Source organism: Kitasatospora sp. NPDC004723 (assembly GCF_040609255.1).
In the GTDB taxonomy this organism is placed as follows: domain Bacteria; phylum Actinomycetota; class Actinomycetes; order Streptomycetales; family Streptomycetaceae; genus Kitasatospora.
Map to the genome: position 1 here is coordinate 63,879 of NZ_JBEXJT010000009.1, position 11,713 is coordinate 75,591.

11 protein-coding genes are annotated in these 11,713 nt (G+C 73.3%); 7 read left to right on the top strand and 4 right to left on the bottom strand.

The genetic code is table 11. The features are described 5' to 3' along the window. Positions 1-3: 3 nt before the first annotated feature. Positions 4-795, bottom strand: coding sequence for a nucleotidyltransferase domain-containing protein (locus tag ABZW10_RS12945; protein WP_355363425.1), 792 nt, complete (start codon positions 793-795; stop codon positions 4-6). A gap of 156 nt (positions 796-951) precedes the next feature. On the opposite strand from ABZW10_RS12945, the gene ABZW10_RS12950 reads away from it, so the two are divergent. After that, positions 952-2,388, top strand: a complete 1,437-nt coding sequence (locus tag ABZW10_RS12950; RefSeq protein ID WP_355363427.1) for a hypothetical protein — start codon at positions 952-954, stop codon at positions 2,386-2,388. A gap of 138 nt (positions 2,389-2,526) precedes the next feature. Here the strand turns inward: ABZW10_RS12950 and ABZW10_RS12955 are convergent, their stop codons facing one another. Together ABZW10_RS12955 and ABZW10_RS12960 are read right to left on the bottom strand one after the other, a co-directional pair. Continuing rightward, entirely contained in the window at positions 2,527-3,585 is a 1,059-nt protein-coding gene (locus tag ABZW10_RS12955) for a methyltransferase (protein WP_355363429.1), read from the bottom strand. Between the two features lie 365 nt (positions 3,586-3,950). After that, positions 3,951-4,118, bottom strand: coding sequence for a hypothetical protein (locus tag ABZW10_RS12960; RefSeq protein ID WP_355363431.1), 168 nt, complete (start codon positions 4,116-4,118; stop codon positions 3,951-3,953). Positions 4,119-4,536: 418 nt separating this feature from the next. Between ABZW10_RS12960 and ABZW10_RS12965 the strand changes: the two genes are divergently transcribed. The 5 genes from ABZW10_RS12965 (at position 4,537) to ABZW10_RS12985 (ending at position 9,875) form a co-directional block, all read left to right on the top strand. Continuing rightward, positions 4,537-5,415, top strand: coding sequence for a hypothetical protein (locus ABZW10_RS12965; protein WP_355363432.1), 879 nt, complete (start codon positions 4,537-4,539; stop codon positions 5,413-5,415). A gap of 178 nt (positions 5,416-5,593) precedes the next feature. Continuing rightward, positions 5,594-6,742: an ATP-binding cassette domain-containing protein gene (locus ABZW10_RS12970; protein ID WP_355363434.1), complete on the top strand. Its 1,149-nt coding sequence runs from the start codon at positions 5,594-5,596 to the stop codon at positions 6,740-6,742. A gap of 144 nt (positions 6,743-6,886) precedes the next feature. Continuing rightward, positions 6,887-8,212, top strand: a complete 1,326-nt coding sequence (locus ABZW10_RS12975) for an ABC transporter substrate-binding protein (RefSeq protein WP_355363436.1) — start codon at positions 6,887-6,889, stop codon at positions 8,210-8,212. Then, positions 8,209-9,087 carry a sugar ABC transporter permease gene (locus ABZW10_RS12980; RefSeq protein ID WP_355363438.1) on the top strand — a complete coding sequence of 293 codons (879 nt, stop codon included), beginning with the start codon at positions 8,209-8,211 and terminating at the stop codon, positions 9,085-9,087. The genes ABZW10_RS12975 and ABZW10_RS12980 overlap by 4 nt, the downstream gene beginning before the upstream one ends. Before the next feature lie 8 nt (positions 9,088-9,095). Continuing rightward, positions 9,096-9,875 (top strand): carbohydrate ABC transporter permease, encoded by a 780-nt coding sequence (locus ABZW10_RS12985; RefSeq protein WP_355363440.1) that lies wholly within the window; start codon positions 9,096-9,098, stop codon positions 9,873-9,875. Positions 9,876-9,973: 98 nt separating this feature from the next. Here the strand turns inward: ABZW10_RS12985 and ABZW10_RS12990 are convergent, their stop codons facing one another. Continuing rightward, entirely contained in the window at positions 9,974-10,774 is an 801-nt protein-coding gene (locus tag ABZW10_RS12990) for an IclR family transcriptional regulator (RefSeq protein ID WP_355363442.1), read from the bottom strand. 67 nt (positions 10,775-10,841) lie between these two features. Between ABZW10_RS12990 and ABZW10_RS12995 the strand changes: the two genes are divergently transcribed. Further along, positions 10,842-11,633 carry an inositol monophosphatase family protein gene (locus tag ABZW10_RS12995; RefSeq protein ID WP_355363444.1) on the top strand — a complete coding sequence of 264 codons (792 nt, stop codon included), beginning with the start codon at positions 10,842-10,844 and terminating at the stop codon, positions 11,631-11,633. Positions 11,634-11,713 lie beyond the last annotated feature (80 nt).

Below are 11,713 nucleotides of genomic sequence, written 5' to 3' on the forward strand. Positions count from 1 at the left end.
GTCTCACCCGCCCGCCTCCGCCACCCGCTCGGCCGCCCAGGCCAGGAACGCCCGCACCTCCGCGTCCGGCAGCGCCGCCCCGGCCGCCGCCCGTGGCCGCTCGTAGCCGCGCACCGCGGCCTCCAGCAGCGCCCGGAACCGGGGTTCGGCCGCTGCGGTCTCCCGGGCCGCCGCCCGCTTGGCCGACCATCCGCCGGAGCGGCAGAAGACCACCGCCCGGCAGCCGTTGAGCACCCGGTCCTCCGCGCGGTGCCCCGGCCCGTCGGCGTGCTCGCGCACGGCGGCGCGCAGTGCGGCGAACAGGTCGGCGGACGCGGGCTCCGCGATCACCTGGCGCGCCGGCGCGCCCCACAGGGTGATCCCGGCCCGGTGCGCGATCGAGCGGTCGATGACGAACCAGAACGCCGCCGCCCCGGCACCGTCCAGGTCGGCGCGCTCCGCCAGCAGCGGCCCGGTGTCGAGGTTCAGCAGGAACCCCGGGCCGCCCGCCGACCGCCCGGCGAACTCCGCGTCGTGGACCACCAGTTCCAGCCCGGCCGCCGGACAGGGCAGCCCCGGATGGGCCAGCTCCCCGGCCAGCCGCCGCAGGGCCGCCGCCGGCAGGCCCGGTTCGACGACCACCACGACGTCCACGTCGCTGCGGCCGTGCCGGTAGTCGCCGAGCGCCACCGACCCGACCGCCACCACGCTCACCAGCCGCGCCCCGCACACCGCCCGCACCCGGCGGACGACCTCCCCCAGGTATCCGCGCAGCTCGGCGGGCACCGGCCGCCGCTCCTCGTCATCCTGGCCCATGGGCCAAGTCTGCCCGTCCGTGGCCGTCCGTGGCCGTCCGGCGGTGGACGGCCGACTCCGCCGGACTCCCCTGACAAGAAGGGGATGTGACGATCGGCCCGGACGCTCTATGCTTCGTGCGTTCACAGACTCTTCGTACAGAGCAGGTTCTGCCGGATGAAGCTTCCTCGGGTCACCGCCGTCGTCGCGGCCGCGGTCCTCGCCCCTGCCGTTCTCTTCCCGTCGTCGGCCGTGGCCGCCGACACTCCCCAGCCGGCCGGCGTCGCCGGGCCCGACACCGCCGAGGCCTCCCAGCCCGACACTGCTGAGGCCTCCCAGCCCGGCGGCGCCCCCGGGCCCCGGACGGCCGCCGCCGAGGGCGGCGTGACCCAGGAGGAACTCGACCGCGCCGAGATCGAGCGGATCCTCGCGGACGAGGACAGCGGAATATCGGTCCGGGAGGAGGCTCAGAAGGCCCTCGACGTCGGAACGGCCGAGGCCCTGCGGCACTACCTGGCGGAGGGCCTGGAGAATGCCCGCTACATCGACGACCGGGTGAAGGTCTTCCAGGCCCTCGCCGTCGGCGGCCCGGCCGTGAAGCGGGCCGCGGTGGCCGCGGTGACCGCGAACACCCACGAGGCCCTGATCGCCTTCCTCAAGGAGGGCCAGTTCACGGCCCGCGCCGAGGACGACCGCAACGAGATCGAACGCATCCTCGCCGATCCGCAGACCAGCGGACGCCTGCGGGTGGCCGCCCAGAAGGCCCTGGACGCCGGGACCACCACCGCGCTGCGGCACTTCATCGAGGTCGAACTCGCCGAGGTGCGCGCCGGTGACGACCGCGTCGAGGTCACCCAGATCCTTGCCAAGGGCGGGCCCGCCGTGCAGAAGGCCGCGCGTGAGGCCATCAACGGCACCTACGCGGACATCGTCAAGTTCCTCAAGGAGGGCCAGTTCGCGGCCCGCGCCGAGGACGACCACGCCGAGATCGAGCGGATCGTCGCCGACCCGCAGACCGGCCCGCACACCCGCAGCGCCGCCCGGAAGGCGCTCGACCGCGACGCCGCCGGCCTGCGCAGCTTCCTGGAGTCCGAGCTGGCGGCGGTGCGCATGAGCGACCACCGGGTGAGGGTCTCGCAGATCGCCGAGAGCGGCGGCCCGGCGGTCCGGCAGGCCGCCCTCGCGGCCCTGGAGGGCAGCGACCAGGCCGTCCTGGGCTTCCTGGAGTACGGCTGGGACGCGGCCCGCGCCAAGGACGAGGCCGCCGCGAAGGCCGGTGGCCAGCCCACCGCTCAGCCCTCCGCTCAGCCCACCGAGCAGGCGCCGGCCGCCTCCCCGGCACCGCAGGACACCGCCACCGCCACGCCCGGCCCGACCGCCCCGGCCGGCCAGGTCGTTCAGGCCGCGGTCGGCAGCACCGGTTCCGGTACCGGCACCCGCTACGCACCCACCACCCGCGCCACCACCACCGGTACCGTCGCCGCCCGCCCCGGGCAGCTCGCCGCCACCGGAGCCGAGGGCCTCGGCACCGAGGCCGGCGTTGCCGCCGCGGCCGTCGCCGCCGGTGCGGCGCTCGTGGTGGTCTCCCGCCGCCGTCGCCCCACCGAGGACTGACCCACCCGCGCATTCGCGGGCCCGGATACCCCAAGGCCCGCGCCCCGTCACCCCGGCCGCCTCCCGGCGGCCGGGGTGACACGCGCGTAGGGCCGCCCGGACCGCTGCCCGGACAGCCGACGAGGGGTCAGGGAAGCATCAGGCCGCGACCGCCTCGACCACCGACAGCACGGTCGGCGTGGGGATCACCCGGGACAGCCGCAGTCCGGCCCGCGCGAAGAGCTCCGCGAAGTCGCCCGCGCTGCGCTCGCGACCGGTCAGCGAGGCCATCATCATCAGGTCCAGGTCCTTGGACTGGTGGGGCTCGTTGCCCGGGGGGACCACGGCGTCCAGCACCAGCACCCGGCCGCCGGGGCGCAGCGCACGCGCGCAGTGGCCGAGCAGGGTCACGCACGCGTCGTCGTCCCAGTCGTGCGTGATCCGCTTGAGCATCAGGACGTCGCCGGCGGGCACGGCGGCGAAGAAGTCACCCTCCTGGAGCGTCCAGCGGCCCGTGATCTCCGGGTGCGCGCCCAGCCGGTTCCCGGCGAGGACGTGGGAGCGGTCGTAGAGGACGCCCTCCAGGCCCGGGTTGCGGCGCAGCACCTCCAGCAGCAGACCGCCGTGGCCGCCGCCGACGTCCACCACCGTGCCGCTCGGAGGGAAGTCGGGGGCGGCCGCGATGGGCGCGTTCTCCTGGTCGGACATCGCCGCCATGCCCACGTGGAAGACGGCGGCGGTGCGCTCGTCCTTGGCGAAGTGGTCGAAGAACGGCATCCCGAAGATGTTCTCGAACGCGGTGGTGCCCTCGGTCAGACAGTGCGTCAGCTCCCCGGCGGGGCGCCACATGGTGCGGTCGGTGAGCATCTGGACGGCCGTCCGCACCGAGTACGGGACGTCGCCGCGCAGCGCCTGGCCGGCGTCGGTGAGGGTGAAGCGGCCCTGCGCGTCCTCGGACACCACACCCCGGGTGGCGAGCAGCCGCAGCACGCGGTAGAGGTTGCGGGTGTCGGTGCCGGTCGCGGCGGCGAGTTCGGCGGGGGTGGCGGGGCCGTCCGCCAGGTGGTCGGCCACACCGACGTCGGCGGCGGCGCGCAGGGCCGCGGGGAACAGGAAGCCGAGGGCCTCGTCGACGAGGAACGCGGCGGAGCGCCGCAGACCGTCCTCGCCGCCGCCGTCTCCGGTCCGTTCCGTCCCCACGGTCTCGTCCTGGCTCATCCCGTCCTCCTCCTCGCGGCCGACCGTCCGCCCGGGAGACTGCCCACCGGCGGCGGCCCCGAAGCCGGGCCCGCGGCGATCCCGCCCTTTCGGGTGCCACGCGCCCCGGTTCACCGTGCCCGCGGAGGGCGGCGCCGCCGTTCCGCCGGCCGTCCTCGCCCCCGGACGACCTGACCGCCCACCTCGCGGGCCGTGGTCACCGACGCCGGTCACGGGACATCAACACGCAGGACGGCTACCACCACTTCGGCACTCCGATCGCCGCCGCCCCGACCTCGACGGAGTTCTGATCCCCACGGAGTTCTGACCCCAACCGTTCCCGAGGGCCTGTCAGTTTGTCGACAGGCCCTCGGGCGATGGCGGGCCTATCGCCCGGACTCCCCGGCCGGATCGCCGGGTTCGAGCAACCCCAGGGCGTCCAACAGCAGCCGGCAGTCCTCGGCGTTCCGGGCCCGCGCCGCCACCGTCCGCCGCGCCCGCTCGCGCACCTCGGGCGGCCCCGGCTCGCCCGGCGGTGCGAACAGGTCGCCCATCGTCTGCAGTTCATGGTTGGACCGAGCCGTCGCCGCCACTGTCGCCTCCCGTCCGAAACGAGCCGGTCGTCCAGCGTACTGCGATCGCCTCCTGCCCGGGAGCCGCAGCCGGTCCCGCACCGAGCCCGATCTCTGATCCCCCGCCCGTCAGGGCTGCCCGCCCCACCGGCTCCCGAAGGCCCCGGGTGCTGCCGACTCCTCACCGAGGAGGCGGCAGCACCCGGGGCCTTCCGTCGTACCGCAGACGTTCACCTCCCGCTCGTTGACCCTGTCTCACCGGCCCTGTTGTAATCCTGTTGGCGATGGGGAACAAGGTTCTGCTATACCGAACCTCAAGGCTCCCGAGGTATCGCCGACGAGCACGGCGTCGAACGACATCGAGCACCAGCACCCCCCGAACAGGCAGAGGTGATCGGCTGTGAAGAAGTTGGGCAGGATCAGCATCAGCGCCGCCGTCGTGGCGGCCGTGGCCGTCGCGGCGGCCACCCCCGCGCAGGCCGCGACGTGGACGCGCACCGCGCAGTACTACCGGTGGACCGGATTCAACGCCCTGGAGCGCGGCCAGGGCGTGGCGACCGACGGCACGTACTTCTACTACGCCGGTCCCGGCGGGATGGTGAAGGCGACCATCTCCAACGACAGCGAGGTCGCCTCCTCGGCGTTCCCGATCCCGTCGTCGCTCAGCTCCCCGTTCAAGAGCGACCACATCGGCGACCTGGAGTACTACGGCGGCTATGTGATCGCCCCGCTGGAGGACGGCAAGAACAACTACCAGCACCCCCTGCTGGCGCTCTACAACGCGAGCGACCTCAGCTACACCGGCCGCTACGTTCAGCTGCCGCTCGACAAGATGCCCGGCGGTGTGCCGTGGGTGGCCGTGGACGGGGCCGCCGGCCTGGTCTACACCGCGCCGTGGACGCAGAACGCCGCCAACGGCACCAACACCCTGATCGCCTACAGCCTGGCCGACCTGCTCACCCTGCCGGCCGGCAGCACCCTCCCGGTGCGGCGGACCATCACCCTGTCCCAGCCGCTGAGCCGGATCCAGGGCGCGGCCGTCTGGCAGAACAAGCTCTACGCGTCGGTCGACGACAGCGGCAAGTCCGTCTACTCGATCGACCCGAACACCGGTCAGGTCTCCTACGAGTTCCACCAGGACGCGGAGCCGGGCGACGAGGTGCAGGGCATCGCGGCCTGGGACCTCGGCCCCTCCGGTGGCCAGCTGCACATCGTGCACGTCGGCTCGGGCTGGAAGTCGATCTTCCTCTACCTCCAGCACTACACCAGGACCAGTTGACCGGTCCGGGTCCGGCCGCTCCGAGCGGCCGCCCGGATTTCATCGGCAGGTCATCGGCGCGCCGCCGCGACGACCGGGTGGCGCGCCACCATGTTCAGGAAAGCAGATCGATGTTCGGAATCGCAGAACATGTCGGAACATCGCAGAGCACTTTGCGGATCGTGAGGGGTGGGCGGGAATGCCCGACGTGGTACTGGAGCGGATCTCGAAGACCTATCAGGGCGCCAGGGGAGTCCGGCACCAGGCGCTGACCGGGATCGACTTCACCGTGCCGAGCGGCGAGTTCGCCGCCCTGCTGGGCCCGAGCGGCTGCGGCAAGTCCACCACCCTGCGGATCGTGGCCGGCCTGGAACGCGCCGACGAGGGCGACCTGAGGATCGGCGGACGCTCCGTCAACCGGGTGCCCGCCGCCGACCGGGGGCTGGCGATGGTCTTCCAGAACTACGCGCTCTTCCCGCACCTCTCCGTCGCCGAGAACATCCTGTTCGGCCTCAAGTCCCGCCGGGTGCCCAGGGCCGAGCGGAACGCCCGACTGGCGGAGGCGGCCCGCCAGCTGCGGCTGACGGAGCAGCTCAACCGCCGCCCGGCCCAGCTCTCCGGCGGCCAGCGCCAGCGGGTCGCCCTCGGCCGGGCCATGGTCAGCGGGGCCGAGCTCGTCCTGATGGACGAGCCGCTGTCCAACCTGGACGCCCGGCTGCGCGCCGACATGCGTACCGAGCTGCGCGAACTCCAGCAGCGGCTCGGGCTGACCGTCCTGTACGTGACCCACGACCAGGTCGAGGCGATGACCATGGCCGACCGGGTGATCGTCATGCGGGAGGGCGGCATCGACCAGATCGCCGCCCCCGAGGAGCTGTACGCCCGCCCGGCCTCCGTCCGGGTCGCCTCCTTCATCGGTTCCCCGCCGATGAACCTGCTCGACGTCCGCCGGGACGGCGCCTGGCTGGTCCTCGACCAGGGTGACGGCAAGGGCGAGGGCAAGGGCGGGGGCGGCGACGACGCGGTCCGGATCGAGGCGTCCGCCCTGCTCAAGGGCCTGCCGGACGAGCTGCCCGAGGAACTCGTGCTCGGCGTCCGCCCCGAGGACCTGGTGCCGGGCCCGGGCGAGCTCACCCTGCCGGCCGTCCGGATCAGGGACGAACTGCTGGGCGCCGACCGGCTGATCGCCTTCCGCGTCGGCACCCGGACCGTCCAGGTGAGGGTCCGCGCCGACGAGCACCGCCCCGGCGGCGACCGGCTGGGCGCCCGGTTCTCCGCCTGCCACCTCTTCGACCGCCGCACCGGTGCCCGCCTCGACGCCCGCCGCCTCGTCGGCGTCGTGGGCTGAACCCCGTGCCCAGCGGCCCGAAGCCCCACCCGCGCACCGAGAAGCACCAAGCACCAAGCACCAATCACCACGCACCGAGAAGCACCAAGCACCGAGAAGCACCACGCACCAAGCACCGAAGCACAGACCCGTCAGGAGATCTCCGTGGCCCTCTCTCCCCGCACCCGAGCGCTCGCCGCAGCGACGCTCGCGCTGACCGCGATCGCCGGCTGTTCCTCGGCCTCGGGCGGTTCGGGCGGTGACGGCGCGAAGGACGGCGCCGTCAGCATCGACTTCTACTACCCCGACCAGGTCGGCACCCTCAGCACCCTGATCGACGGCTACCTCAAGGACTTCGCCAAGGAGCACCCCGAGATCAAGGTCAAGGGCGTCTACTCCGGTGACTACGACCAGACGCTGGCGGCCGTCAACACCGCGATCGACGCCAAGAAGGCGCCCGCGCTGGCGATCATGGACCAGTCCTTCATGCACGACCTGGTCGAGCGCAAGGCCGTGACGGCCTGGAACCCGTTCCTGACCACGGACGCCGACAAGCAGTGGAAGGACTCCTTCTACCCGCAGTTCATGTCCAACTCGGTCGGCGCGGACGGCCAGGTCTGGGGCATCCCCTTCGCCCGCTCCACCATCGTCCAGTACTGGAACAAGGACTACTTCAAGAAGGCCGGGCTCGACCCCGAGAAGCCGCCGGCCACCTGGGACGAGCTGATCGCCGACGCCAAGGCCGTGCAGAGCGGCGCGGGCGCCAAGTGGGGCCTGTTCATCCCGACCTCCACCGGGACGGCGTACTGGCTCTACCAGGCGCTCGTCCAGCAGGCCGGCGGCGACGGCGCGATCAGCGACCGGACGGGCACCAAGGTCACCGTCAACTCGCCGCAGAACGTCAAGGCCCTGGAGTCCTGGGCCTCGCTCGGCGCCCAGAAGATCGCCCCGACCACCGAGGTCGCCTGGGGCACCTCCACCGACGACTTCCTGGCCGGCACCACCGGCATCCTCTGGACGACCTCCGGCCGGATCGGCTCGATCCAGGAGAAGGCGGGCTTCGACTGGGGCGTCTCGGCGCTCCCGGCGGGCGCCGGCAAGGGCGCGCCCACCGGCGGCGGCAGCCTGATGCTCTTCGACGCGGGTGTCTCCAAGAAGCAGAAGGAGGCCGCCGTCACGCTGGCGAAGTTCCTCACCACCCCGGAGCGGGCCGCGGACGTCTCCGCCAAGTCCGGCTACATCGCCACCTCCGATGCCGCCTGGAACACCGAGGCGATGCGCGGCTACCTCGCCCAGCACCCGCAGGCGAAGGCCCCGCACGACGCCGTCGCCGACGCCGTCCCCGAGATGGCCACGGTCGACCGCGACCGGGTGGTCTACCAGACGCTCGCCCCCGCGCTGCAGTCCGTGCTGCTCAAGGGCGCCGACCCGCGCCAGGCGCTGGACAAGGCCCAGTCGGACATCGACGCGATCCTGAAGACCCACCGGTGAGGTCCCGCACCTCGCCGCGCAGGGTCCCGGACCAGGTGTTCGCGTACGCGCTGCTGGTGCCCGCGTTCACCTTCCTCGCCCTGTTCACGGTGAAGCCGCTCGTCTCGACGGTCGTCAGCAGCCTGTACGACCGCCGGGACGAGGGGCCCACCCTGGACAACTACCGCTTCCTGGCCGAGGACGAGGTCTTCCGCAAGGCCCTGCTGAACAACCTGCTGTTCTCGGCGCTGACCGTCCCGGTCTCCCTCGCCCTCGCGATGCTGCTCGCCGTCCTGCTGCAGCGCGCCCTGCGGGGCAAGGCGCTGCTGCGGGCCGGCGTGTTCGCCCCGGCGATCCTGCCGGTGGTCGCGATCGCCGTGATCTGGCTGTACTTCTACCAGCCCAACATCGGTGTGATCAACGAACTGCTCGCCCGCTTCGGGGTGACCGGGCCGGACTGGCTCGGTGACACCGCCCTGGTGCTGCCCTCGCTGATGGTGATGATGGTCTGGAAGGAGGCCGGCTTCTTCATGATCTTCTACCTGGCCGGCCTCCAGGCCATCGACCCCGAACTGGACGAGGCCTCCCGGCTGGAGGGCACCGGACGGTTCGCCCACTTCCGCCGGGTGACCTTCCCGCTGCTGATGCCGACCACCCTGTTCGCCGCGATCGTGGCACTCGCCGACAGCATCAAGATGGTCGACTTCGTCTTCGTGATGACCCAGGGCGGGCCGGACAACGCCAGCAACCTCCTCCTCTACTACCTCTACCGGGTGACCTTCTCCCAGCACTGGCCGCAGTACGGCGCCGCGATCGCGCTGCTGGTGATCGGTGTCCTGGTCGCCCTGGCCGTCCTGCAGATCCGACTGCTGGACCGCCGGATCCACTACCGCTAGGAGCCCCCGTGGACCGCATCGTCAGCTGGCCCGACCGGGTCGAGACGGCGCTCGCGTGGCTGGCCGGCCTGCTCTGGACGGCCCCGCTGCTCTACGTCTTCGTCCGCGCCTTCGAGTCGGGGACCGCCGACCTCTCCGCGGCCTGGCGGGCCGCGCCGTTCGGCCGCTACTACCTGAACACCGCACTGCTGGTCACCGGGATCACCGCCGCCCAGCTCGTGGTGGGCGTGCTCGCCGCCTACGCCTTCGCCCGGTTCGCGTTCCCGCTGCGGGGGCCGCTGTTCGGCTTCGTGCTGATCCAGCTCATGATCTTCCCCGAGGTCCTGATGTCGGAGAACTACCGGACGATCGCCGCCCTCGGGCTGCTCGACACCCTCCCGGGGGTCGGACTGCCCTATGTGGCCAGCGCGTTCTGCGTGTTCTTCCTGCGGCAGGCCTTCCTCGGGGTGCCGGACGAGCTGGTGGAGGCGGCCCGGATCGAGGGGGTCTCGCGGATCGGCATCCTGTGGAAGGTGTTCGTGCCGGCGGCCCGGCCGAGCATCGTCGCGTACGCGCTGGTCTCGATCTCGACGCAGTGGAACAACTTCCTCTGGCCGCTGATCGTTGCGGTGTCGGACGAGACGCGCCCGGTGACGGTCGGCCTGGTCCGCTTCCTGGCCCCGGAGACGGGCATCGACGTGCCCAGGATGGCGGCCGGGACGGTGATCGTCACGGCGCCGCTGCTCGCGCTCTTCCTGATCGGGCAGCGGCAGTTCATCAACAGCTTCCTGCGCTCGGGGATCAAGTAGTGGCCCCGGGCCCCGTACCCGGAGCCCGACCGCGCCCCGGACCGGCTGCCGGGTCCGGCACCCGGCCGGGCCCGGGGCCGTACGCCCGCGGCCGGTGCTCAGAGGGCCCGGTGGCCGCCGAGCGTGCGGGTGATCCGGTCGGCGGCCTCGGTCAGCACCCCGCCCAGCTCGGTGATCTGCCGCACCGACTGGTCCCCCTTGAGCCCGGTGACGGACAGCGCGCCGAGGACCGTCCCGGTGTGGTCGAAGACGGGCGCGGCGACGCACAGCACGCCGTCGGAGTCCTCCTCGTCGTCCACGCCGTAGCCGCGCCCCCGGGTGAGGTCGAGCTCGGCCCGCAGCTCGGCCGCCGAGGTGATCGTCTTGCGGGTGCGCGGAGGCAGGCCCGTCTCCTCGGCGATCCGCTCGGTCACCGCGGCCGGCAGCAGGGAGAGGATCACCTTGCCGGCGGCGGAGGTGTGCGGCAGTTCGCGCACCCCGAGCGGGGTGTGGAAGCGCACGGTGCCCGCGGCGTCGACCCGGGCGATGAACATCGGGTAGCCGTCGTCGTTGATCGCGGCGCGCGCGGTCATCCCGGTCTGCCGGCTGAGCTCGTTCAGCACCGGCTTGACCACGTCCGCCAGCGGGTGCGCGGCCGACGCCCGGTCGCCGAGCCGCACCAGCGCCATGCCGAGCCGGTAGCGCGGGCCGGGCTGCACGTCGCGCAGGTAGCCGGCGTCGACCATGGTGCGGGCCAGCGAGTACGCGGTGGACTTGGAGGTGCCGAGGCCGCGGGTGAGCTCGGTCAGCGTGACGCCCTCGGCCGGTCCCTCGGCGACCAGGTCCACCAGGCGCAGCGCCCGGACCACGCTGCCCACCGCGTAGGTGCGCTTCTCGCCGCTCGCCGTGCCGTCCGCCATCGCCGTCCCCGTTCTGTGCTGTCTTGTGGAACCTGATTCTTCCCTGCCAAACATTCTAGGAGGGCCCGTGGACCTGCTGACCCTGGCGACCGAGCTCGCACGCGAGGGTGCCGCGTTCGTCCGGCGCCGCGCGGGCGGGGCCCGTGTGGTCGCGACCAAGTCCTCGGAGCTGGACGTGGTGACCGCCGTCGACCGCGGGGCCGAGGCGCTGATCCGCGACGCGCTGCTGGCCGCGCGGCCGCTCGACGGCTTCCTGGGCGAGGAGAGCGGCCACCGTCCCGGGAGCAGCGGACTGACCTGGATCGTCGACCCGCTCGACGGCACGGTCAACTTCCTGTACGGGTCCGCCCCGTGCGCGGTGAGCGTGGCGGTGGTGAGCGGCCCGCCGGACACCTGGACGGCCGGGGCGGGCGGGTGGACGGCCGAGGCCGGTGCGGTGGTGACCCTCCCCGGCGGGGAGGTGTTCGCCGCCGCCCGGGGGAGGGGCGCGACCCTGGACGGCCGGCCGCTGCGGGCGAGCGGCGAGACGGCGCTGTCGCGGGCGCTGGTCTCCACCGGCCTGGCGTACGACCGCGCGGCCCGCGCCGGGCAGCTCGCCGTGCTCGCCGAACTCGCCCCGGTGGTACGGGACATCCGGATGAGCGGCTCGGCCTGCGCGGACCTGTGCGCGGTCGCGGCGGGGCGGCTCGACGGCTACTACGAGCGCGGCCTCGGGCCGTGGGACCACGCGGCGGGCGCGCTGATCGCCCGGGAGGCGGGCGCCGTCGTGGCGGGGCCGGACGGCGGCCCGCCGGACGGGGAGCTGGTGCTGGCCGCCGCTCCGGGCATCGCCGCCGCGCTGCGCCGGGCGGTCGGGTGAGCCGGGCACGCCGGGCCGGCCCGGCGCCACGGCAGGGCCCTCGGCTACGGCAGGGTCCGGCGCCACGGCAGGGCCCTCGG